This window comes from Halobacillus seohaensis (genome assembly GCF_042663045.1).
GTDB lineage: Bacteria > Bacillota > Bacilli > Bacillales > Halobacillaceae > Halobacillus_A > Halobacillus_A seohaensis.
Window position 1 is genome coordinate 24,891 of the sequence record NZ_JBHSZV010000034.1, and the last position, 24,819, is coordinate 49,709.

Annotated in this window: 21 protein-coding genes; 9 read left to right on the forward strand and 12 right to left on the reverse strand. The window is 38.6% G+C overall.

Annotated features, from left to right (window positions below; genetic code table 11):
- Positions 1–52: 52 nt before the first annotated feature.
- Positions 53–1,069: a thiazole biosynthesis adenylyltransferase ThiF gene (locus ACFQIC_RS13615; RefSeq protein ID WP_204709258.1), complete on the reverse strand. Its 1,017-nt coding sequence runs from the start codon at positions 1,067–1,069 to the stop codon at positions 53–55.
- Between the two features lie 547 nt (positions 1,070–1,616).
- Positions 1,617–1,772: a hypothetical protein gene (locus ACFQIC_RS13620; protein WP_204709257.1), complete on the reverse strand. Its 156-nt coding sequence runs from the start codon at positions 1,770–1,772 to the stop codon at positions 1,617–1,619.
- A 245-nt stretch (positions 1,773–2,017) separates the two neighbouring features.
- Between ACFQIC_RS13620 and ACFQIC_RS13625 the strand changes: the two genes are divergently transcribed.
- The 3 genes from ACFQIC_RS13625 (at position 2,018) to katA (ending at position 5,479) form a co-directional block, all read left to right on the forward strand.
- Positions 2,018–2,575: an NADPH-dependent FMN reductase gene (locus ACFQIC_RS13625; protein WP_204709303.1), complete on the forward strand. Its 558-nt coding sequence runs from the start codon at positions 2,018–2,020 to the stop codon at positions 2,573–2,575.
- A gap of 647 nt (positions 2,576–3,222) precedes the next feature.
- Entirely contained in the window at positions 3,223–3,693 is a 471-nt protein-coding gene (locus tag ACFQIC_RS13630) for a DinB family protein (protein ID WP_204709256.1), read from the forward strand.
- Positions 3,694–4,012: 319 nt separating this feature from the next.
- The gene (gene katA / locus ACFQIC_RS13635) at positions 4,013–5,479 is read left to right on the forward strand and encodes a catalase (protein WP_204709255.1); all 1,467 of its coding nucleotides are present in this window, start codon (positions 4,013–4,015) and stop codon (positions 5,477–5,479) included.
- Positions 5,480–5,531: 52 nt separating this feature from the next.
- Here the strand turns inward: katA and ACFQIC_RS13640 are convergent, their stop codons facing one another.
- Both ACFQIC_RS13640 and ACFQIC_RS13645 read right to left on the reverse strand, forming a co-directional pair.
- On the reverse strand, positions 5,532–6,230 hold the full coding sequence (locus ACFQIC_RS13640; protein WP_204709253.1) for a Type 1 glutamine amidotransferase-like domain-containing protein: 699 nt from the start codon (positions 6,228–6,230) through the stop codon (positions 5,532–5,534).
- An 82-nt stretch (positions 6,231–6,312) separates the two neighbouring features.
- The gene (locus ACFQIC_RS13645) at positions 6,313–7,227 is read right to left on the reverse strand and encodes a formate/nitrite transporter family protein (RefSeq protein ID WP_204709252.1); all 915 of its coding nucleotides are present in this window, start codon (positions 7,225–7,227) and stop codon (positions 6,313–6,315) included.
- A gap of 128 nt (positions 7,228–7,355) precedes the next feature.
- On the opposite strand from ACFQIC_RS13645, the gene ACFQIC_RS13650 reads away from it, so the two are divergent.
- The gene (locus ACFQIC_RS13650) at positions 7,356–7,532 is read left to right on the forward strand and encodes a hypothetical protein (RefSeq protein ID WP_204709251.1); all 177 of its coding nucleotides are present in this window, start codon (positions 7,356–7,358) and stop codon (positions 7,530–7,532) included.
- A gap of 275 nt (positions 7,533–7,807) precedes the next feature.
- Here ACFQIC_RS13650 and ACFQIC_RS13655 read toward each other — a convergent pair whose 3' ends face one another.
- From ACFQIC_RS13655 to ACFQIC_RS13675, 5 genes are all read right to left on the reverse strand, one after another.
- Positions 7,808–9,307 (reverse strand): HD-GYP domain-containing protein, encoded by a 1,500-nt coding sequence (locus ACFQIC_RS13655; RefSeq protein WP_204709250.1) that lies wholly within the window; start codon positions 9,305–9,307, stop codon positions 7,808–7,810.
- 89 nt (positions 9,308–9,396) lie between these two features.
- The gene (locus ACFQIC_RS13660) at positions 9,397–9,843 is read right to left on the reverse strand and encodes a DUF4064 domain-containing protein (RefSeq protein ID WP_204709249.1); all 447 of its coding nucleotides are present in this window, start codon (positions 9,841–9,843) and stop codon (positions 9,397–9,399) included.
- Between the two features lie 20 nt (positions 9,844–9,863).
- Positions 9,864–10,820 (reverse strand): ABC transporter permease, encoded by a 957-nt coding sequence (locus ACFQIC_RS13665; RefSeq protein WP_204709248.1) that lies wholly within the window; start codon positions 10,818–10,820, stop codon positions 9,864–9,866.
- On the reverse strand, positions 10,813–11,733 hold the full coding sequence (locus ACFQIC_RS13670) for an ABC transporter ATP-binding protein (protein ID WP_204709247.1): 921 nt from the start codon (positions 11,731–11,733) through the stop codon (positions 10,813–10,815). The genes ACFQIC_RS13665 and ACFQIC_RS13670 overlap by 8 nt, the downstream gene beginning before the upstream one ends.
- Before the next feature lie 105 nt (positions 11,734–11,838).
- The gene (locus ACFQIC_RS13675; protein ID WP_204709246.1) at positions 11,839–15,282 is read right to left on the reverse strand and encodes a hypothetical protein; all 3,444 of its coding nucleotides are present in this window, start codon (positions 15,280–15,282) and stop codon (positions 11,839–11,841) included.
- 171 nt (positions 15,283–15,453) lie between these two features.
- On the opposite strand from ACFQIC_RS13675, the gene ACFQIC_RS13680 reads away from it, so the two are divergent.
- From ACFQIC_RS13680 to ACFQIC_RS13700, 5 genes are all read left to right on the forward strand, one after another.
- Entirely contained in the window at positions 15,454–16,590 is a 1,137-nt protein-coding gene (locus tag ACFQIC_RS13680; RefSeq protein WP_204709245.1) for a conserved virulence factor C family protein, read from the forward strand.
- 15 nt (positions 16,591–16,605) lie between these two features.
- Positions 16,606–17,034 (forward strand): BrxA/BrxB family bacilliredoxin, encoded by a 429-nt coding sequence (locus tag ACFQIC_RS13685; RefSeq protein WP_204709243.1) that lies wholly within the window; start codon positions 16,606–16,608, stop codon positions 17,032–17,034.
- A gap of 199 nt (positions 17,035–17,233) precedes the next feature.
- A complete protein-coding gene (locus ACFQIC_RS13690) occupies positions 17,234–17,998 on the forward strand; it encodes a class I SAM-dependent methyltransferase (protein ID WP_204709242.1) in 765 nt (254 codons plus the stop codon).
- Positions 17,999–19,016: 1,018 nt separating this feature from the next.
- Positions 19,017–20,342: a cytochrome ubiquinol oxidase subunit I gene (locus ACFQIC_RS13695; RefSeq protein WP_204709241.1), complete on the forward strand. Its 1,326-nt coding sequence runs from the start codon at positions 19,017–19,019 to the stop codon at positions 20,340–20,342.
- Positions 20,343–20,410: 68 nt separating this feature from the next.
- Complete coding sequence (locus ACFQIC_RS13700; protein WP_204709240.1) at positions 20,411–21,436, forward strand: cytochrome d ubiquinol oxidase subunit II; 1,026 nt, start codon at positions 20,411–20,413, stop codon at positions 21,434–21,436.
- Positions 21,437–21,734: 298 nt separating this feature from the next.
- On the opposite strand, the gene ACFQIC_RS13705 is transcribed toward ACFQIC_RS13700, so the two are convergent.
- From ACFQIC_RS13705 to ACFQIC_RS13715, 3 genes are read right to left on the reverse strand one after another with little or no spacing between them, the layout of a single operon-like run.
- Positions 21,735–22,715 (reverse strand): NAD(P)/FAD-dependent oxidoreductase, encoded by a 981-nt coding sequence (locus ACFQIC_RS13705; RefSeq protein WP_204709236.1) that lies wholly within the window; start codon positions 22,713–22,715, stop codon positions 21,735–21,737.
- 14 nt (positions 22,716–22,729) lie between these two features.
- Entirely contained in the window at positions 22,730–23,740 is a 1,011-nt protein-coding gene (locus tag ACFQIC_RS13710; RefSeq protein WP_204709235.1) for a FecCD family ABC transporter permease, read from the reverse strand.
- Positions 23,740–24,702, reverse strand: a complete 963-nt coding sequence (locus ACFQIC_RS13715) for a FecCD family ABC transporter permease (RefSeq protein WP_204709301.1) — start codon at positions 24,700–24,702, stop codon at positions 23,740–23,742. The genes ACFQIC_RS13710 and ACFQIC_RS13715 overlap by 1 nt, the downstream gene beginning before the upstream one ends.
- Between the last annotated feature and the right edge of the window lie 117 nt (positions 24,703–24,819).

Below are 24,819 nucleotides of genomic sequence, written 5' to 3' on the forward strand. Positions count from 1 at the left end.
ATGGTTTGATATATCTACTTTTCCCTACTATGCCCTTTCTAAAACGAATAGCTTATCCCAACACTTTATGATACATACGCCTGGCTTCAGTAATGTCTTTAGTGCCGTGGACAAGTACCCGCCCATCCTTAAAGAACACCATTCGATGATCACCTATTTCAAAAGAAAGCAGGAATGGGTTTTGTTCTACTTGCCCTTCATGTATTGATGCTCTTAAGTCATCTAAGTCACGGTCCATTTTTCTAGAAGGCCTAATTTGTACAGTATCTCTCCCACATAGAACTGCACTTTTCGCCTGGTTCTCAGGTGATAAAAAAGGATACGTACGTTCCATTCCACACGAAGGGCAATCAGCTCGTTGTATACGATTCACTTTCATCCCAGTATATTGGTGGTTCCAGACATCAAAAGTAATTAATTTACCAAATAAGGCCTCTTGGTCCTCGACAAGAATCTTTAAGGCTTCCGCCCCTTGGTGAGCTGTAACCATTTGAACAGCAGGACCAATAACTCCTACCGTATCACAAGTAGCTCCACCTAAAGGAACCGATTCCAATAAACAATGTAAACAAGGTGTCTTCCCAGGAATAATTGTATAGCTCATCCCATGACTACCTACACAACCTCCATAAATCCATGGTACACGGTACTTTTGACAGGCATCATTAACAAGTAATCGAACATCAAAGTTATCAGTCGCATCAAGAACAAGATCCGTCCCCGGAATAAGCGATTCTATTTCTTCACGTTGGACATCCATTATATGCGCTTCAATAGTAACTTCAGAATTTATTTCTCGAAGTTTCCGTTCAGCCGCAACGACTTTTGGTATACGAGAATGTGCATCGTCTTCGGTGAAAAGCTGTTGTCTCTGAAGATTACTCCATTCTACATAGTCTCGATCGACAATCGTTAGCTTTCCAATTCCAGCACGGACAAGCTGTTCTGCATTGCTTGTCCCAAGAGCACCAACTCCGATTAGAAGCACATGCTTTTGTTTTATTTTATTTTGTCCTTCTTTTCCTATGGGTACAAAAAGCCGTTGCCGTGAATAGCGGTCTTGAGACATAGATAGATCCTCCAATCTTCCCTATAAATCATCGTATTCCAATTTTATCATGAAACTACCCCACTGGGCTTTCTAGAGGTTTCATGGACTCTTTAATAGTATGTACATCAATTACCCAGACTTCTCGTAATTAGAAAGAGTTAACTCTTATTAAACAATCGCTTACTTTCTAGTGAGACGACCTCGTCCAGGCGGTGGAGAGTATTGAATCTCCCACCATGATTCTCTATTTTAAAAAATGCGAATGAAGGATGGGCCCTTTAATGAAAATCGGGTCCTGTGTGAATAGTGCCATGCCGCTTGGTCATTCTGTTGATAACAGGAGGCTATCTACAATCATCTTACTTACACATGTATTACCCCAATGCTTTATAATATCTCTAATATTACAGATCATTTACATTTAATATAATCAACCATAAAAAAATCAACGACTTCTGACTTAGCTAGTCATTAAGACGTTGATCCATGGAACGTCTTTTGGAACGTTCCCCGTTATTAGCTTTTTATAAGTTCGCATAGCTTTAGTCACCACTTCTTTGTGTCTTTACTTCCGTTTTTGCTTACGGAAAGGCATGAGAAGTTTACCGCTTCGAGTTCGCTTCACTTTAGTGGAAGCGGCCACATGGGATTCCTTAGCTTCTGAGCTATTTTTGTAATCCTGGTCAAAAAGCTCGCGAGCCTTGGAATACAGCATTGTCATCGTGGTGACCTCCTTTCTAATAGTATATAAAACAATTCCCGATGCACCGATTAGTGAAACTGAGGAATGTAAGGAAATTTTACTCCCTATATAGGGTGTAACGCAATAGTTTTTTTGACAATTATTTTGACAAAATTCGGTGCTTTTTTTACTGAATCTTTTGAATCACTAAGCAGATCACTCGAATCTTAGTATGGTGGTCTTTATAATAAATATAATAAGTGAATTAAAGGAGGGTTTTTATGATTAAGGTAGCTGCTCTCGTTGGGAGCATCCGCAAAGATTCATATAACATGAAATTAACCAACTTTATGAAAGAAAGATATAGAGACGAATTGGATATCAACGTAGTAACCATTCGTGATTTAGCTTTCTATGATCAAGATATCGAAAATGATGCACCCGCTTCCGTCCAGCACTTCAAGGCCGAAGTAGCCGATGCTGACGCATTTTTAATTGTAACTCCTGAGTTTAACCATTCGATTCCTGGAGTACTTAAAAACGCATTGGACTGGTTATCTCGTGGCGATCGAGAAATGGCAAATAAAGCAACCTTTATCGCTGGAGCTACGATGGGGGCCCTTGGAACCGTCCGCGCTCAAATGCAGCTTCGTCAAATTCTAAATGCTCCTGGTATGGGGGCAAACATACTACCTGGAAATGAAATTCTAATTGGAGCCATTCAATCAAAAATGAATGAAAACGGCAAATTAACGGATAAACAAACCATTGACTTTATTGATAATGTAGTTGAACAATTTGTTCCTTTTGTAAACATTCAAAAAGAAATCGCTTATAGTTAACTCAAACAATCTGCGTGCTAGTTGGAAACAGGCTAATTGCATACATTCTTAACCCGACTCTAAAAATGGGTAAAGAATGTATGGAAAACTTTTAATTATTAAATGGAGTTCGTAGCATCGCGAATTATATTTTGCAAAAGGTGGTTAGGTGGACAACGTTCTTACAAACCTCCTAGATAGCACATTGTTCCATTCTGCGTTTGAATAAGAATTTTTTTTCATTCCTTCCTCTTTTGAATACTTCCTCCTCTTCTACTTCTTTCTCATTCTTCTCTTGATACATTTCAATATTTCATTTCAAAATATCAATGATTTATCGTCACCCTGATTTTTCATCCAATAGTATCTTCTTCTATTAAAGTAATCACTATGATTAAAGTTCGTGTCCTGTAAATTTTTTAATTCTTTCGTATTTGAAGTCCATTTCCTTAAAAAATAGTAATAGTTGGCGTACAATGAAATCAATATCACTAAATTATCATGACCCATTTTCTGCTTTCTTGATGAGAATACCAGCAACGCCGTAATAGTTAATCGTATTTCCCGGGGAATATTGTCGTTTTTTTAGAGAATTTCATTTCTTAAAGGGATTTATAATCTTATGAAGAATGTATTTATAACACTTCTTATAAATGAGGGTATATCTTATGAATATGTACTGCCAAAGCGCATTCCACCAGTTAGAAATAGTAGTTGCTTCTCTATCTGAAATACTCGGTCAGTTAAATGATGAAGATTTAAAATATCGGCCGACTTCAGATAAATTTTCAGTTGGAGAAATATTAGAGCATTTAGCAACCATCCCTGCAGCGGATGGAAAAGTAGCTGCAGGTGCTACTGAGGAGGAAATGCAAAGTTTTTATGATTCAGTGTCTTTAACTACCGTACATGACATATCAACAACACTTTTTGAACATTTTGCCCAACTTAAATTTCAATATGAACACTATAGTGAGGATCATTTGTTTACCGAAATCACCTCTTGGTGGAATGTTACCTATAGTCGCTACGAATGGTTGTTAGAAATTGTAGCCCACATGTATCACCACAGAGGTCAACTTCACGCTATGCTTGTTCATACGTATAATCGTGACCCTGAAATTATGTTATTTGAGTAACAAGGAGTCCCGTCTTTTTAATTTAAACACGACTTGTCCGTCGTGTTTTTTATGTAAATTAAACCTTCACACCTAACAATTGATAAAATGGCACATCAAATGATATTAGGCTTCTTATGGTGGAATAAACTTCTTCCTCAACTCTTTCAACATTTCACATAGCCTAACATTTCAAAATCTGTAATAGCACCTAACAGAGTGAACACACCCTGAAAAATAACTACTATTTATTTATAATAATTTTAAATAGATATTGTTTTTTATAAAACTTACATTATAATGAATATTGCAGATAAAATTTTGAAGAGGTGAATCTATCATGTCAGAATATCAATCTAAATCTCATCTAACAAACAATGCCGGAGTACCTGTCGGCGATAACCAAAATTCCATGACAGCAGGTTCAAGAGGACCTACTCTTTTACAAGATGTTCATTTGCTAGAAAAACTTGCACACTTTAATCGTGAACGAGTACCTGAACGAGTAGTCCACGCTAAGGGAGCCGGTGCTCATGGTTATTTTGAAGTCACCAATGATATAACAAAATATACCAAAGCTAAATTCTTAGACGAAGTTGGTAAACGTACTCCGTTGTTTGCCCGTTTTTCTACAGTAGCTGGAGAAAAAGGTTCAGCAGATACCGTTCGTGATCCACGTGGATTTGCTCTTAAATTTTATACAGAAGAGGGAAATTATGACTTAGTAGGCAATAATACTCCTGTCTTCTTCCTAAAAGATGCAATTAAATTCCCTGACTTTATTCATACACAAAAACGTAATCCTGCTACAAACATGAAGGATCCAAATGCCGTATGGGATTTCTTTTCATTATCACCTGAATCCCTTCACCAAGTAACGATTCTTCACACTGATCGTGGTATTCCAGCAACATATCGACACATGCACGGGTATGGAAGCCATACATTTAAATGGACCAATGCTGATGGAGAATCTGTTTGGATTAAATATCACTTCCGAACAGAGCAAGGCATTAAGAACCTTGATGAGGAAACAGGAAACCGAATTGCAGGAGAAAGCCCTGATTACAAAACAGGTGATCTATTTGAATCTATTGAAAAAGGTGACTACCCGGCTTGGAAAGTATATGTTCAAATTATGCCGATTGAAGATGCAAATACGTATCGCTTCGACCCGTTTGATGTAACAAAGATTTGGTCACACAAAGACTACCCTCTCATCGAAGTAGGACGTATGGTTCTTGATCAAAATCCAAAAAATTACTTTGCTGAAGTCGAACAAGCGACATTCTCACCAGGTACACTCGTTCCTGGTATTGATACTTCACCAGACAAAATGCTACAAGGGCGTCTATTCGCCTACTCTGATGCTCACCGCTACCGTGTAGGGGCCAATCATGAGGCATTACCGATTAATCGCCCTAGAGCTCAAGTCAATAATTATCAGCGTGACGGTTTTATGCGTTTTGATGATAACGGTGGGGGACAACCGAACTATGAACCAAATAGTTACGAGGGACCTGTTGAGGATGAGAATAGTAAACAAGCCTCCTTTGAAGTATCCGGTATGGCGGATAGTGTAAGTTATAACGAGCACGATCACTATACTCAAGCGGGGGATTTGTACCGCATGCTAAATGAAGAGGAACAATCCCGTCTAATTAAAAACATCGTAGGTTCTATGAATCCTGTAGAGAAGGATGAAATTAAACTGCGTCAAATCGAGCATTTCTATAAAGCTGACCCTGAATATGGTCAACGTGTAGCAGATGGTCTAGGATTAAAAGTTCCCGAAAAAGTATTATAAGCATTATAAACCCCTTAGCCTTTATCAAAAAAGCGGCTAAGGGGTTTATATCTTATTCACCTAAGAATTCCATGGATAATGTCTTTTCAGATATTTGTCCCCTTTGCATGTGAACGTAGCGAGCATTAGCATGTGGTCTCGAACTTATAACCTGTTTTATAGAATTCCCTACGAAATGAATAGCAGCCCCATCATCTAAAGCATACCCTTCTAACAGTTGACCAGATTCTATAAGTTTATGGTAATCTCGCCTCCGCTTCGTTTCCCCGTCATAGTGAGGACATCCGCTTCCTTTTAGTAATCCTAAGCAATCTATCGGTTCAAAGACACCACCATAGGAGTCAGTCAACCCTTGCTCAAACCAACAAATTGCCCCAGCACTTAATCCGGCTAGAATAATGTCTCGCTCCCAGGCTTCACGAAGAATGTTATCCAATCCCCACTCCCTCCAAAGAGCAAGCATGTTCTTTGTATTTCCTCCACCTACGTATATAATGTCTTGCTCTAATAAAAAACCTCTTACATCACGCGTTGCTGGTTTGAACAAAGAAAAGTGATTTGGAACACATGGTTGATCTTCAAAAAAGTTATAAAATCTTTCAATATAACCTTCTGCGTCACCACTAGCTGTAGGTAAAAAACAAATTTTCGGTATATGAACAGACGCTTGTTCAAGTACATATGTATCTAATAAGTGATTGTCAGGCTCCATGGAAAAACCTCCTCCACCCATGGCAATAATCTGTTTCATACAGCATTCTCCCTTCTATTAAGGATGGATTTTGAAATTGAAAAGGTCACCCTTTTATTATAGATGACCTTCCCAATATTATTTATTTTTTATTATTATTTTGTCCTAAAGAGGTTTGAATTTCTTCTTTATAAGCATAGGAAAAAAGCAAGGATACTAAAATACCTCCACCAATTAAGTTACCAATACTAGCCGGGATAAGATTGAATAGAATATACTCATACCACGTATATTTGTCAGAGGCTAAAACACCTAAACTAAAATAACCCATGTTGGCAGCACTATGTTGAAAATTTCCTGCAACAAATAAGATGACAGGGAGAGTTGTCCCGAGAATTTTCCCTGTAATGTCACGTGCTGCAGTTGTAAGAAAGGCTGCCATACCAATAAGCCAATTGGCTAAAATACCTGATACAAGGACCTCAAACCATCCTGTCACACCATGATCCATGAATTTCATTTTTTTATCTAAATAAGAAGAAAACTCAGTATAGAATTCTGGTGACAGTGACCCTGACATTTGGATAAGCACAGCTACCATAAAAGCACCTAGAATATTCCCTATATAGGCTGAAGCCCAAAATTTATAAATGTTTACCTTCATCAAATTGGCCTTGTTAAATAAATAAGAAGGGAGCAACACGTTAATTTCAGTAAACAACAGAGCTCCTGATATAAAAACCATCGCATATCCAGCTGCAAATCCTAAGCCAGATAGTAAATGATAAACCCCCATCGTTTCGACTCCCTCAGCAAGAAGCACAGAAAAAATCGCCCCAAACGTCATAAAAGACCCTGCTGTCAAAGCTAATAATAAACGACCACCTATGGCTTGGTTTAAGTGGTCACGTCCTTTTTCTCCAAACTCATCTATTATTTGAGAGGGGATATAAAATTGCCGGTCAGGCCGATCTAATTGACTATAATTTGAAGTATTATCTATCTCTTTATTTTCATTGTCTTCGTTTTCTTCAACCGTTTCTTCCTGCTTCCTCATTTACATCCCTCCAATTTTGGCATATTCCCGTTTTCCTCTAGCTATAATCTAATATGTCCTACCATGCGTATATTTTTTCAAAATCAGGCGAAATTACATAATATGAACCGATTCAAAGGGGTGAAGATATGGCTAGCAGAGAAAAAGCTTGTTTAGCTTGTGATGGACGAGGACTTTTAATGGATGATGAAGAGTGGCAGTACACATGCAAAATTTGTAACGGTGATGGTTTTATGCCGCAGCATGCAAGTGTAGCTAATCGTCAATTAGCCAACATGGATGAAACTAACCGCATTTTGGACTAAAAAACAGCGCTGGAATAAACCAGCGCTGTTTTTCTACCTTGGTCAAGCCTCATGTTGAATGAAAAGGATCATCCATGTTGGTCAGGAGTAATAAATATGGGTGATTTTCTTTGTTTATTCACGCAAAATAAGTATTTAAACTGCGCTATTTAAATAATGAATTGGTACGCTGGTTGTCGAGATATCGCAGATCAATCCCTCCATCTCTCTTGATAAGATGTTTTATTATTTCACTAGCTGATCAGCATTTATCATAAAGACTAGTCCATACCCAGTCAAATTGTTTTTTGAATTTTTGCATAATCCATTTCTTCTAAAAATAAATCCGCAAAGTATCTATCCCATTGATTGCCTTTCCCAGATTCTATAATGGCAAGAGCCCTTTGATCTGACATCCCCTCACGATAAGGTCGGTCAGAAGTCATGGCATCATATGCATCAGCCACAGCCATCAATCGACCAAAAACTGGAATTTCATCCCCGGCTAGCTGGTCAGGATAACCCTTTCCATCGTACCGTTCGTGATGGTGCCGCACCCCAGATAGGACCGGAATCAATTCTTCAGGTAACTGAACCTGCTTTAATATAGAATACCCAATAACAGGATGTTGCTTTATTTGGACAAACTCTTCTTCGGTTAACTTCCCATCTTTAAGAAGCACGTCGTCTCTTACTCCAATTTTCCCGATATCATGAAGAAGCGCTGACTTTCTTATTAAATCAACTTCTTCATTTGAAAAATTAGCTCTTCTAGCGATTCTTACACTATATTCTGCTACTCGTTTCGAATGACCAGCTGTATATGGATCACGTGCGTCTAGCGTTGCTGCAAAAACGGTGAAAAAGCTCTCTAATAACTTCTGATTTTTTTCGTCGCGTGCTTTTATACTCGACACCATATGGTTAAAACCTGTAACTAGGTTAGCAAACTCATCAGAGTAAATATTTTCTATTGAGTGAAAATGACCTTCCCTCACTTTATCAAAATTAGTAAGAAGTTGATCGATTGGCTCTTCTATACTCTTATAAAGAAGAAGAGTACCAAGCAAGGCCATCACAAGGATAACCCCCACAATCAGAGAAGCCCAATTCCAATAATTTTGAATACCGGACGTCGCATTTTCTGAGAATCGAATTTGTAATGCTAAGATAAATAGTAGCAAAGGAAAAACTGCTGTGAATAAAGAGCTAATCAATAATTTACTTTTAAGACTAACCGCATACTTATCTTCTAAAGATAAAACATGCTGAAAGGCCCTTGCCTTGCCCAAGAACTTTCTTAACAAAAATTGAATAGATCTGTAGGTTAAAAAAAATTCAATTAAAGCGTGCATAACCGCAATTAATATAGAGCCAGCCCAAGCGAGTGCTATGTAATAGGTAGGTAAACCTATCCAACCGTTTGTAATCCCAACTATAGATAGAATGGAAGCAGGGATTGCTAGACCAAACAAATGAGGTCCTAAAATTCTTTTTATAGTAAGCAATGGGAAACGGTGCAAGCGAATATAAGCTTTCTCTAACTCTCCTCGGGATGGTTTCTCTTTGTGAAAAATAAGCTTTATAGGTTGAATGTGTTTCTGATATACAAGGAATTCACAAATTAACATAACGATACCTGACAGAACCATTATAGCTAATAAGTAGAAAACTTCCGATAATGTCAGGGTGAGAGTATGAAAAATAAAAGTGCTTCCAACACCAAAGACAGCAATTAATGAACCAATGATGTAGTTCAATAGTATTTGTTTTTCAAATCGTTTAAAATCCTCCAAGCTCTCCCCTCCGTATTCTGTTTGTTACATATAGGCACATTGTAACATGAAAAAAGCACGAGCTATTAAGTAATAGCTCGTGCTTTTTTCTAATAAGTTTCCTGAGATTCTTCTGCTGTCGGCTGTTTCGGTCTTCGCACAAGGGCAACAATCCCTCCAATTAGATAGGCTATTCCACCAAATAAGCCTAATCCAAACGTACCGAACGTGGTTAGTACACCCCCGACAATAAGAATGATACCCGCAGCTTTAGGTCTTTTATTTCCTTTAAGGAATACTATAGACAATATGCCTATTGCAATGGCAATTAAAGCTGCAACAACTACTGTCCATGCGCCTGCTGCCATTCCATTCATAATCTGATCTACGGAGATTTGACTTGGATCAACGTTCGGGTCTTGATTTAGAATACTTTCTAACTCTGCTCGGGCCTCGGGGTTATCTTTAAAATTAACAAAAACTGCCCCAATACCAAGAGCTAAGCCATAAATAACTGCTCCAATGACCGATAGAACGATCTCAAGTGTTCGTTTCACTGTACACACTTCCTTTCAAATTAAGCATTCGTTACATCACGCTTCGTGAAGAAAACCCAAGACAGCCCAAGAAATAAAATGAGATAAACGATAAGTACAGTTATTGAGAATCCTAGTGTTAAATCAGGGATAAGGGGCGTTCCTGTAAAAAATTGATTCAAATCTGTATTGGCAAATAAAATAAATTTTGCCCATTCCTTGTCTGAAAAGAAACCAACAATCATGTTCCCAGACATCATAAGGAAAATAGCCACACCAATAGCTAATGCACTATTTTTAAATACCGTTGATATCATGAACGCAAATGTAGTCATCATCAAGAGATTCACAGAGCTCAGCAAATACTGAGAAACAGTATGCTGAAAAATCGGCGCTTGATGGACTTCCCCATTTTGCATAAATAAGTAAGGTTGATCTAAGCTTGCAAAACCAAATAAAGCAGCTCCCGTAATAAAAGACAAAACGTATAGCAATAACAACATGGTTGCGGAATAAATTAAGACTGACACAAATTTAGCTGCTAATATTTTTGTACGAGAAATCGGACGTATTAATAATAATTTAATTGTACCCCATCTATATTCATTTGCAATAATGCTTGCCGCAACAATGATTGTTAACAAGCTAATAATAGGTATGTTCGAACGGTTTTCTTGGACGAAGTTCCATGCATCGTAACCACCTGGAGCAATGTCATTGTCCAACCGATATTCGTTCATTGTCATTTGTTCTTCGTTCATACTCGTAAATCCCGACTCTTCCGCCATTTCATTTTCCATTCGCTCATTATCTGCCTGCAGTTCTTCTCGCCAGTCGCTCCCAGCTGGCTGACTATTATCTGACATTCCCCCATCTACTTTCATAATAGCACCAAACCCGATTACAAATACAGCTAAAATAATAAGCATGACCCAAGTAGCTATTTGTGAATACATTTTCATCTGTTCATTCTTAATTAACTGAATAAAGTTACTCAATGGCTCCCTCTCCAATCAAATCCAAAAATTTATCTTCAAGAGTCGAGCGAGTCACTGTTACACTGTAAACATCGATGTTTTTTTCTACTAATTTATTGATGATAACAGGTATATCTTCCCGTTTAGCCGTGAAAATCAACTCGCCTTGTTGTTGTTTAATACTTCCTTCAACTAACTCCTCTAAAACAGCTTGCGCTTCACTAGTGGATTGAGCTTCAATACTTATTTCTTTTTTATCAGACTGCTGAAGAGCATCACTTACGGATTGGATTGACACCAATTCTCCATTTTTAATAATACCGATTCGATCACACATCATTTCCATTTCCGATAGAATATGACTGGATACAATAACAGCTACTCCTTCTTCAGCAGCTAGCCGTCGAATATAAGAACGAATTTCACGAATTCCAGAAGGATCCAAACCGTTTGTAGGCTCATCCAAAATGAGAATGGAAGGATTATGTAATAAAGCTTGAGCAATTCCTAATCGCTGCCTCATCCCAAGTGAGTACTTAGAAACTTTATCATCGACCCTTTTTTCAAGGCCTACTAGCTTAACTACTTCTTCTATTCGTTCCTTTGTTACACCTGGAACCATTCGTGAGTAATGAATCAAGTTCTTACGACCGCTCATAAAAGGATACATTTCGGGATTCTCCACAATAGCACCTACATATTGAATGGCTTGCTTATAATCCTTTTTTATACTATGTCCTTTTATCAGCACATCTCCTTCAGTCATGCTCATTAAACCAACCATCATCCGAATGGTTGTCGTTTTTCCAGCTCCATTAGGACCAAGAAAACCAAATACTTCTCCACTGTAAATAGAAAAATCCAACCCTTTAATAATAGGTTTACCCTTTATATTCTTTTTCAAGCCCTTTAACTGCATCACGGGTTCTGCCATTTCAGAAACCCCTCCTTTTTTTCATATCAACTATTCTACGATTAAATGCGTCACACGTTTCACTAATTATTGGCTTTTCAAAAATACATGCACCTAACCCGTTACTCAATTCCATCTCTTTAAGGCATTCCATATTTTTTTCAATCTTGTATCTATGGGCTTATGGTTTTGTTGCTTTTGCCATTCATTATAACTCGCTATTCCAATCAATAGAAAACCAGTTATTAGAAGATAAGCCCACCACGGCATATTACCCCAGTAGGGTTTAGTTTGATAGATAACATTAAATATAAGCACACCCATTCCTACGAAAAAATAGGATTTAATGCGGAGCTGCATACCTACAATCATAGAAAGTAATGACAAACCACCAATGATCCATGCATCCCATATCGTATGATTTTGAATAGCATCAACCACTAGATAGGCAGAGATAAATAACAGAAGACCAAGCTGTACATGACTCAATACTCCCCTGTAATCCTTCCACGTATGATTACGAATAAAAATCAATACACCTATTAGCGGCAATGATTGTAGCTCAGCAATTATTAAATCTGGCAGATTCTCTTTATATTCATGAACGATAAGCAGATAAGTGGAGTAAAAACTTACAACCCCTAACGTTTCAAATACACGCTCCATTTTGAGATTACCCCATCGGAGACGATTTAAAATAAACCAAAATCCTAAAAGTAATAAAGGAGTGATTTTAATCCAAACAGGATCTCCCCATTCTATAAACGTTGCCATAAAAACAGTATACGTGAGGGCAACCCAAGAATAACTATCAATATCCAAGCGCTTTTCTCTATATATAACTATACGGTCATACAAAATACGTCCTACCCCTACTAATATAACAAATGACAGGACAAGGAGAAGAAGGAGCATTCCTGAAGTTACCGATTCCCGATATTGATCCCACATAAAGAGTGTCGCTGATAAAGGAATGAAGTTCACAATAGACCACTTTCTTCGTTCTATAAAAAAACAGTTGATTACAAGGTAACCAATCACCAGGAACATTTCATTGTAAGATAGTCCACCCTGATAAATAACCGTAAATAATCCTAGAATTGAAAAGGGAATAATGAACCACTCAATTCGCTTTTTCCAAGCACTGGGAACGATAAACCATATTACACTAAAAATAATACTAGCAACCAGCCAAGAATAAACTGTAGGTATGGTTGTAAACCAATTATAGAACGGAGAAACTGTCTTCACGAAACCAAATAATACTGCTAATCCTAAATATAAAAAAGATTTAACTTTCCATTCTATCTCGCTGAAGATAGTACTATAAACATATACAGCCATTGGTACAATTAATATGATCGGAGATATAGTAGGCTGATAAATTTGGTTTACTAGAATTAATCCAATTAACGGAATAAGAGTGACATGGGCTGTCCAGAAAAAGTACGATTTTAATTCTGGCCATTTCCTAGATCCGTACGTACTTATTACTATTAGCAATACTGGCGCAAACATCATAAAAGTGACTACATGTGAAAAGAGGTCGAGCGATAAAACCGGTATTAAGGACATATATAAAGCTAAAATGGTAAGGGATGGAAGCATCCATAAATGCTTAATCTTTGTACGAAGAACGAGCCATGTGAACAGCCCCGCCCCTATAAACAATAGAAGCGACCGTAAAGAGTCAACACCTCCTACTCCACCGTCTAGAAGGAGGAGTATTGCAAAAAGATAAACACCCTGTCCCACGTAAAAGTTAGAATTTGAAAAATCTTGCTGCTTTATTTTTTGATAACCAACACTAACACCAATTAAGATCAAGGCTCCAGTAGCGAAGTGAAGAGATGAACCATAATACATTTGCATATTTTGTACATTGCTAACCAATAACTCATATAACAGAATATGAGCAAGAAACCAACTTACAGGCTGAAGCCAAATAGATGATACAATTACTTCTTTTCTATCTGCCTGTCTAGCTACAATATAAGCTAAGACTCCAACCACAAATAACATTAAGGATGTCTCACCGTATCTATACACATATGCTCCAAACCAGACACATAGCACCATAACTATAACTGCTGTGTAAAAACTGCTATCCTTAATAGGTTTAAGCCAAATGTGGGTTGAGAAAACCCCTATAAAAAGCAGCATTCCTGTTCCCACACCAAACATAAACATCTCCAGGTGCAAATTAGGGATTTCAGTCATTAGCCATAGCTGCCAAAAAGCTGCGTAAATAAAAGCTGGTGTTAAATATTGAAATATCAGTTGTCTTACAAGAAAGGCAAGCACACCATAATTCAAAGCTACTACAAGATAAGCTAACATCAGAAGAACACTTCCCTCTTCTGATTGAATGAGAATTCCTTGATAACTCACATAAATAAAAGCAAAAAACGAAATCACTCCACTTGTGTATAGGAAAGATGTTTTTATAAAATCATGCTGTCGTCCTGCATATGCAAATCCTAAATAGATGATCCCTACACTCGCATATATAATCGTATCAATAGACTGTAATGTCGTGTGTTCTACCAATTGATACACGCTATAAGCGAATAAAGCAGAAAAGACAAATTGATATTCTTTAGTTTTATAGACAAACACCATCGCCATATATAAACTTGCTGTCAAAAGTAAATTGAAACTATAAAAAATCTCTACCTCAAATAAAAACATCATCATCAATGTTGATAAAATAAGATTAGCTTGGACGTATAAAGGCATTTCTTTCGTAAATAGCATCAACTTTTTATGTTCCTTCAGTCGAACATACAAGAACAGTAAAACCGCATTATATAGCATAAGGAATAAATAGTCTGTATCAACCGATAACTTTAACGACCCTAGTACAAAAGCAAACGACAAAGATAAAAAGATGAAAGAAATCCAAACAAACAGCCTAGATTTATGCTGAAATGCATTTCTAACATATAACGGCAAGGGAATAAGAGCACCCATTAATCCTAATACATACCTACCTTCTCCTATGATGGATAAGTAACTACCCCATAATTCAAAATAACCGATAGCAAATATAGCTATTGGTATCAATAAGCTACCTAAAGTCAAGAACGCAAAGGAAGTTTGGTTGATCTTTAAATATTTTCTTGAAAGAAAACTAAGTCCTAAAAAGAATAAAGAAACAAAGAATATAGAAAACACCTTTAAACCTGATTCCATCTGATCCCATTGACTTGTTGCTACAAACAAACCACTAATAAGCAAAAGAACAACTCCGAGGATAAGTGACCAGGTAATATTCCGCTCTCGCACTTGTTCCTTACTAACTTGTTTTTTTGGTTTCATTTTTTTAGATTCAGGGGTTTTTTGAGGTTTTTCCCGTATGTCATCATCTTTAATGACCTCGTCGTTAGAATTCAATATCTTTCTGTTACGGTTATTCACATTTACAGATTCCTGCTGGTTATTTAGATAATTCTTATGAGCCTCAAATAAACGTATATAGTCTTGTTCGGTTATGTATTTATTGTTTTTTAAATTCTCTAATTCTCTATGAAAACTTTCCTCTCTCTCCCTATTAGATCGCTCACTCATTAGAACACTCCCCATTCTTTCAATCATGTAAACACTTTACGTGTAACATTACACAGGTATAAATTGATTTACAACCTTTATTTTCCATATCACTTGCACTTGCCTATCAATGGAAGTGAACTGCTTTCTTTGGTAAAATTAACATAAGTCAATATATAGGGGGACCATCCAATGAAGATAGTGTCGATTGAACCGACACCAAGCCCTAACTCGATGAAAATTAATGTAAACGAAGAACTCCCAAGTGGAGAAAGCCGTAATTATAAACAAGGAGACAATTTAGATGAAGCTCCTGACTTCGTTACCAACCTTTTTAATATTGAAGGAGTAAAAGGACTATATCAAGTAACTAATTTTATAGCATTGGAGCGTAGTGCTAAAGTGCCTTGGGAAGACATTCTACCCCAAGTTCGTTCCGTTTTCGGTTCAGAAGAAGTTGTCGAGTCTTCCGAATCAAAAGAAAAGGTCAACGCAGATGATGCATTTGGCGAAGTGAAGGTTTTCGTTCAAATGTTCCGAGGACTTCCTATGCAAATCAAATTGGAAGAAGGGGACGAAGAAAAACGTGTAGGTCTTCCTGATCGGTTTATGGAAGCTGCCATGGAAGCTGCACCCGCTTCTCCTAACATGATTATGGAGCGAAAGTGGGTTGAACAGAACCCTCGCTACGGAGATACGGAAGAGATTGGTGAACAAGTGAAAGAAGAATTATCCGCTAGCTATGACGAGAAAAGGCTGGGGGGATTAGTTAAACAAGCGTTTGACCAAGATAGCCCAGAACCAGAAAAGACAGACTCTTCCAAGGTTTCACTAGAAACTTTAGATAATCCGGATTGGAAAATACGGTACGCTTCCCTCGACCGTATGAACCCAACACAGGAAGACTTACCTGTTTTGGATAAAGCATTAAGCGACCAAAAAGCATCCATACGCCGATTAGCTACCGCGTACCTCGGTATGATTGAAGAGCCCGAAGTATTACCATACTTGTATAAAGCATTAGATGATAAAACAGTTACCGTTAGAAGAACAGCAGGTGATTGTTTATCAGACCTTGGTTATAAAGAAGCCATGCCTAAAATTATTGATTCGCTTAAGGATTCTAATCGTCTCGTTCGCTGGCGTGCTGCCATGTTCCTTTATGAATTAGGAGACGAAACATCATTACCAGCTTTAAAGGAAGCTAAGAGTGATGCTGAATTTGAAGTACGCTTGCAAGTTAATATGGCCATCGAAAGAATTGAAGGCGGAGAAGAAGCCAAAGGTTCTGTCTGGCACCAGATGACCCAGGCGACTAAACAAAAATAACAGGAGGTCTTTCCAATGAATCCATATGAAGCCTATATGAAAGAAATATCCCAACCTATGCGTGATGAATTAACGAATGCAGGATTTTCCGAACTTACTACATCCGAAGAGGTGGATAAGTTCATCAGTAATACAAAAGGTACAGCTCTTGTTTTCGTGAACTCTGTATGCGGATGTGCTGCCGGACTGGCACGCCCCTCTGCACGTGAATCATTAGCTTTTGATAAAAAACCAGATCAGCTCGTTACTGTGTTTGCAGGACAAGACCGTGAAGCAACCAGCCGTATGCGAGATCATTTGGAAGGGTATGAGCCCTCCTCTCCATCAATGGCCCTGCTAAAAGATGGACAAGTTGTTCACTTTATTCCTCGTGAAGAAATAGAAGACTTTGAGGTAGAAGAAATCACAGAAAATTTAACAGGAGCTTACACAAAACATTGTTAATATACCTGAAAGGCCGTTTCTCTACTGTAGAGAAACGGCCTTTTTACATAGAATGATTCATTTATTGTTTAGCCTATTACCTAATCATCATTCGAATATAACCTAAACTTATCACTAACGATTGAAATCCGATACTCCCCTAATCCCATGAACCGGATTATACTAATAAGTAACCTAAAAAATGAAAGCAGGCGATTTGATGTCAGATTCCATTAAACGTGTGGTTCAAGAAAATTTTTCTAAAAGTAAAGAAGCGTACGTAACGAGCTCCACTCACAGTAATCAAAGTGACTTAGACACCTTAACAGATTGGTTACGCCCTCAATCTTCATGGACAATACTCGATATAGCTACAGGGGGAGGACATGTGGCCAAGCAACTCAGTCCTTATGTTAACAATGTATTTGCGAACGATCTGACGAAAGATATGCTTGGAAACACAGCCAAACATATGCAAAACCTTCAGAACCTTCATTATGTAGTAGCTGATGCGGAAGATCTTCCATTTCTTGAACAATCATTCGATGCAGTCACTTGCCGAATTGCACCACACCATTTTCCAAACCCCAAGCAGTTTGTAAATGAAGTCCATCGGGTATTAAAAACTGGAAGCTATTTTTTAATGATTGATAATGTGGCACCCCAAGATGAAGGACTTGATCATTTTTATAATTCGTTTGAGAAAATGCGAGACACTAGCCACAGTAGAGCATTAAAGATCTCGGAGTGGAAAAACTTATTACATGAAAGTCACTTCTCACTACGAAGAGAACTCACTCGAAAGAAAACGCTCCCCTTTGACGATTGGGCAAACCGAACGCTAGATTCAAAAGGTGTCACTAAAGTAGAAAACTATTTTAAACAAAGTTCAGAAGAACAGTCAAAATACTTTCATATCAAACTAGAAGCTGAGCAAGTTCTAGAATTCTCAATTGATGAATGGATGGTTCTATGTACAAAATAATTCCCGTCACTACCTTTATGGTAAGTAGTTCAGTTTTGGAGTACAAACTTTAAAAATGCAATATAAATTGAGCATTGAATTGTAACACAATTTGATGCTCTTTTTCATTGATAAATCCATATTCATGGGTGTTTAGGGTGGTTTTTTGCACACAGAAATGTAACCCCATTTGCAGCCTGAAATTCTTGAGTCTCTGTACACTGTTAAAAGAAACAGCTTACATCATTTATGGAGCGCTATATTCTTTCAATTCAAGACCTCGATCTTCAAACAAACTCTGCATGAACGTTTCAATGTCAACGCTGTTTCCTTTTTAAAACAAGGGTAGGGTCAACTAGCTAGTAGACAGGCAGGAATTTCATCTTATTGAGAACGAAATCCATTATTTTCACGCATAGGATTTATGGATTCGATCCTTTCGTCTCCCGAATGATTATGCCGACTATCCGGAAATTCATGGTTTTGGAGTAAAGGCAGATACATCATACTTTAACAGTAACGGTAGAACAGCATGATTTCGATAAAAACATACGGCAAGGGGCGGTGGGGAAGGGGGAAACTCCAGTGGGATACGCGGGTTAGATGAGACCCCGGAAGGCGCCAGCCTGAGGAGGCTCAGCGCACGCCCACGGAAAGCGACTCCTTCCCCACCGCCCCTTTCTCCACACAATCATCTCGGAATCGAGTCTTCAACAATCCTGCTGTGTTAGTTAAATAAAGTTTTTTTACTCATTTCACCTTAAAAATACCTGCAACCTTTAACTTCAACAATTAGTTGTGTGATTTCAATTGCAATTAGCCTGCAATTTCATATTAAAAAGCAGTTCAATTAAGGGCACAAATTGCTATTTTGTACTCCAAAACCGATCTGCTTACCTTTATGGTAGTGACTTTTTTTATGTTTATTTCCACACTTATAAGGATAGGCTGTTTAACTGTATAAGGTGAACTTTCCATCTTTTGATGGTAAGGCCTCACTGCTCGTCGTAATACGGGATTAAATCTATGAGGTGAAAAAATGGATATAGTAGTCATGGCCCGTACTTTATTTGGCTCATCAATGGGTTTCCATATTATATACGCAACAATAGGTGTTGGCCTACCGATTATGATTATCTTAGCTGAAGTTATGTATTGGTTAAAGAAAGATGAGGATTATTCCTTGATGGCAAAACGTTGGACGAAGGGGTTTGCTATCTTATTGGCTGTCTCGATTGCTTCTGGAACGATTGTGGCCGTCCTGCTTTCTTTGCTTTTTCCAAATTTCATGGAAATTGTCGGACAAGTTATCTCCCTCCCTTTCCAATTAGAAATCTTTGCGTTTCTAATCGAGGCTGTCTTTATGTCAATTTATTTATATGCGGCCGATCGCTTACCGCGCGCGCTAAGAATAGTGAGCATTACGTCTGTAGCCATAGGAGCCACGGCATCCGCAATCTTAATTACAGATGTACATGCTTGGATGAACACCCCTGCTGGCTTTGAAATGTCGGAGTCTGGGGTCATTACTAATGTAAATGTTTGGGAGGCTTTTTTTAATCCGAGCTTTGGCGTAACAGCCATTCATGTGACGCTCTCCGCCTATATGACGATTGCTTTTTTAATTGCGTCAATTGCTGCGATTCGCTTAATGAAGAAGCACATATCAAGCACAGAAAGAGCTTATCATAAAAAAGCACTAATGATTTCATTATACTTCGGTGCTTTTATGTCACTAGCTACAGCCATTAACGGTCACGAAGCAGCTCAAATGCTCCATGATTACAACCCACGGAAATTAGCTGCAGCTGAAGGGCTTTTTGAAACAACTAGTTATGCGCCACTTTCGATTGGCGGATATACATCATTAGAAGATCGGGAAGTAAAATATGCCATTGAAATACCCTATGCACTTAGTTTTTTAGCAGGCGATCGTTTTGATACAGAAGTCATCGGACTGAATGAGTACCCCGAAGAACTATGGCCCCCTCTTTACGTTCATATTTTATTTAATGTCATGGTGGGGATTGGCACACTTTTGATTGCACTATCGTTTATCGCCCTTTTCTGGCGGCATGTTCTAAAGCGGGAATTTCCTGATTGGATGCTTGCCCTCCTAGTGGTAAGCGGGCCATTAGCTCTAATTGCTATAGAGGCAGGCTGGTGTTTTAGCTGTATAGGAAGGCAGCCTTGGACAATCACCGATGTATTACCCACAAGTGATGCCGCCACGAAATCAAGCAGTGTCAGCGTTTTGTTTGTATTGTTCTTATCGCTTTATGTGATTTTACTATTTGTTACAGGCTTTATAATGAGGTACTACTTTAAGCGTAATCCTGTTGAGAAAGATTTAGCTGAAAGATAACAATTTTAGTTTTATCCGCAAATATAGATATATCCGTGAAACCCGTTCAATAAAAGGAGAGAAACAAATTGGAACCATCAATCATAGCCATTACGCTTTTATGGAGTTTACTATTTATCTATTCCATACTTGGCTCCTTAGACTTTGGAGCAGGGTTTTGGGGGATGATTTATGGACAGAGTAACAAAACCGGGGCATCACAAATTGCCAATCGGTTTCTTTCCCCTGCATGGGAGGTAACAAATGTTTTTTTCGTCATTTTTGTTGTCGCTCTAGTCAGCTTCTTTCCTTTTGCAACCACAATGCTTGGCAGTGTACTTTTGATACCTGTTGGACTCGGTCTCGTACTGCTTACGATTCGAACGACATTTATGGTTTTTGCTAAACATGCAAACAAATATAAAAGAGTTTTAGTCATTACATCAGGAGTCACGGGATTGATCATACCTGCTTTACTCGTTAGTATACTCCCAATTACGCTCGGTGGATTTATAAAGATTGTCGATGACTATCCGCAGTTGCAATATGGAGAGCTACTTACACATCCCACTTTATACATGCATATCGCTTTTGGACTCTCTACTGAGCTTTTTATTTCCGCTGTATTTCTAATGGATTATGCTAAGGAAGCTGAAGATTGGTCTGCTTATCATACTTATCGTCTACATGCAAAATGGCTCGGGCCGGTTTCCATTATTATTGCTATGCTAACAATTGGCACTATGCCTGAGGAAGCTTCCTGGTTGGTTAGTAATATTGAGGCAAATCCTCTTTGGTTTGGCTTATCAATTCTTTTTTTCCTACTTGGCTATGCTTCCCTTTATTTTAAAAGAAGCAGTGGCCGACATGGACTCGCAAGACTGGCCGTTATATTTATAATCATTCAATATGCCATTGCCATCTATGCCTATGGATCTGCTCATCTTCCATATTTGATCTATCCTGATCTAACAGTTGCCGATGGATTCACGAATCCGACCGTTTTCTATCACTTATTAATCGTCTATGCAGTTGGTTTCTCCATTCTCATTCCTGCTTTCATTCTATTTTGGAAGCTCTTTCTAAAGGATCAGCGCTATTTAAAACAGCAATAAACGTGGAGAGATTATATGAACGTCGCCATTTTCGTGCGCTCCTTTCCTTAAGAATCAGAGACTCAACAAGCAGAAGAACAGAAAATGCTTCGTAATCCGTCATATAACTTTATTTGTTGCCTCTTCTTCATGAATGTTGATACTTCATGTTCTGGTACTTTCACACAATAAAGAAGGGCTGCCCAGGAAAACACACTTTTCCTGCCAACCCAACATAAAGCAAGCGAACCATCTGTTTGTTGAAAAATTGGATGTTTTAGTTTAACAACCATCCAGCTAAAGAAGATGCCCATTTTTTCTATGAATGCTTATAAATGACCGTACTATACACCTGAGATTTCGCCTTTGGATCGATCCAAGATTTGGCCCCATTTACAGCATTCATTGCTTCTGAGAAACCGGATCCAATCAACATCGTTTTATGGGGATATATAGCTGCATCGCCGGCAGCAAAGATTCCTTCGACATTTGTACTCATATTTGAACCCACAGGAATACGGCCTTTTTCTGTAGTTAACCCCCATTGGTCATACAAGCTTTTTTCAATTTTAAGCCCTTCATAAACTAAAACATCGTCTATAGATAGACTTAAACCATTATCTAAGACAACCTCTTTTAATTCATTTGCAGTTCCCGTTAGCTCTGCAACTTTCGTCTCCCGATGAATCTGAACACTCGACAGCTCTAATTTCTCCACATCATGTTCATAAACTGACTTAAATTCACTGCCACGATTAATGATATGAACCTCTGATGCTATGTTTTCAAGCGCTAAAGCCCAATCGACCCCTACACGGCTATCAGAAATAACAACTGTCTTCTTTCCAGCATACTGTTTTAAATGTTGAATGGTATAATGGATTTGTTTCCCTTCGTACTTCTCTTTTCCTTTCAAGTTCAAAGGCTGCATATCAAAAGTTCCTAACCCTGAAGCAATGATAACCGTTTTAGAATAATGTTTTGCCCCCTTAGTTGAGGTTAATTCAAAACTACCATCTTCAAGCTTTTCAATCGCTTGAATTTTTTCTTCCATTACAATTGTTGGGTCAACGCTTAATGCTTGCTCCCCTACTTTAGCCACTAAGTCGTCGCCCGACACACCCGGAAATCCACCTACATCATAAATTTCTTTTTCAGGATAGAAAAATGAGACCTTCCCCCCAAGTCCTGGTTGGTACTCGATAACTTTTGTCTTGAGACCACGCATGCCACTGTAAAAAGCAGTATAAAGTCCGGTTGTTCCTCCACCAATAATAGTCACGTCGTATAGATCGCTCATTTGAATGTCTCTCCTTAATTCGTTTTCATTAATAAATAGATAAAATAAGGGGTACTGACAATTGTCACAACAATGCCTACAGGGATTTCAGCTGGCGCAATGATATTGCTTCCGATTGCATCAGCTGTTAATAAAATCACAGCACCTATTAAAGCTGATACAGGCAGTAACCTTTGATGTTTTGGACCAACCACGCGTTTTGCAATATGGGGGGCGACTAATCCTAAGAAGGCAATCCCGCCGGCCGCGGCAACAGAGAGGCCAGCAAGAGCAACAGCTATGAATAATAATATTCTTCTGTCTCTTTCTACAGGAGCCCCTAACCCCATTGCCAGATCCTCGCCTAAATTCAGGACATTAAGTGCAGGAGTTTTATAAAGAGCATAAGCGACCAAGACTACAATCCATGGAACGATAGCCCATACAAAGCTCCAATTTGCACTCCATATATCTCCCGAGAGCCAAACCATAGCTTGCATGAAATCTTGTGGATTCATCTGAACTTGAAACAGAATAAGAGCTGCACTAAAGCCAGCATTTACGCCAATTCCAACGAGAATAAGCCGGATTGGATTGACTCCTTTTTTCCAAGCCAAAGCATACACAATCATTGCAGCTATAAATGCTCCAATTAAAGCAAAGAGAGGTAAAAGATATACCCCCCAACCACTTACAGCACTCATCGAAGACTGAAAAAAGAAGATATAAAGTACAACAACGAACCCTGCTCCTGTGTTAATTCCTAATATTCCAGGCTCTGCTAAATCATTTTGAGTGACTCCCTGAAAAATAGCTCCGGAAACACTTAGAGCCATTCCAACAAACAAAGCAATAACAATTCCCGGTAACCTATAGCTAAATAACACGAGTTCTTGTCTATTGTCCCCTTCTCCTAGCAGCGTGTGAAAGACTTCGCTTGGGCTAATTTGTATAGGTCCCAAATTCAAACTAATAAGTAATATGACAAGAATAAGGATAGGTAAACTGATCAACCATCCTATAAAACGTTTGTTATCTCGTTCCACTACATTCCCCTCCTATCACCGCGTGCTAAATATAGAAAGAAAGGGACGCCAATGAATGCCGTGATGGCCCCCACAGGAGTTTCGTAAGGAGCATTAACGAGACGTGCTCCCGTATCAGCTACTACTAGTAATAATCCACCAAGCACTGCCGATACTGGAATGATTAATCGATAGTCCGCTCCGACCAAGAAACGTGTAATGTGTGGAATGACTAAACCCACAAAACCAATCGTCCCCGCTACCGAAACTGCTGCTCCTGATAAAAGGAAAACGACTATTACTCCCAATGTCTTCACAAGCCACGTATTTTGCCCTAGACCCTTTGATACGTCTTCACCCAAACTAAGCACGGTCATTGCTTTTGAAATAGCAATTGCAATAACTAGCCCTATCACCCCTGCAATAAGAAGAATTTGCACAGATGTCCAGTCTGTATTTGCCAGTCCTCCTGCGTACCAAAAACTCATCTGCTTGGCTACTTGAAAGTGCAAGGAAATTGCTGTAGAAAGGGAACTGAGCATACCACCGATTGCAACTCCCGCCAGTGCCAACTTGACTGGTGTTAAGCCACTAGTTGAAAAAGCACCTACTGCAAATACAAGTATCACCGCTAACCCAGCCCCTAAAAAGGAAGCAACAGTCATTCCTACATTGGTAAGTGAAGGGAAAAACACGAGAGCTATGATAAGGGCAAAAGCGGCCCCATGTGTTACTCCCATTATGGAAGGGGAAGCAAGTGGGTTTCTAGTTAATCCTTGCATAACAGCTCCAGAAACAGCTAGAAATCCTCCAACTAACGCTGCTCCTATCGCCCGTGGTAAGCGTAGCTCTTGGATTACTTGATGTTTCGTCTCGTTAGCATCAAACGCAAAAACCGCTTGCCAAACGGTAGCTACATTAATATCCGCTGCTCCAAGGACTATCGACCAGCCCAGCGAAACCACTAGAGCAAGAGTTGCCATTATAAAAATAAAAGAGGCTCTTCCTAGATGTCTTGGAACCCCCTCGTTCTCAGTTTGTTTTAATTGCCCCACTCTATCTCAACCCTCCCTTTGCCATTCAACAATTTTTATGTAAAA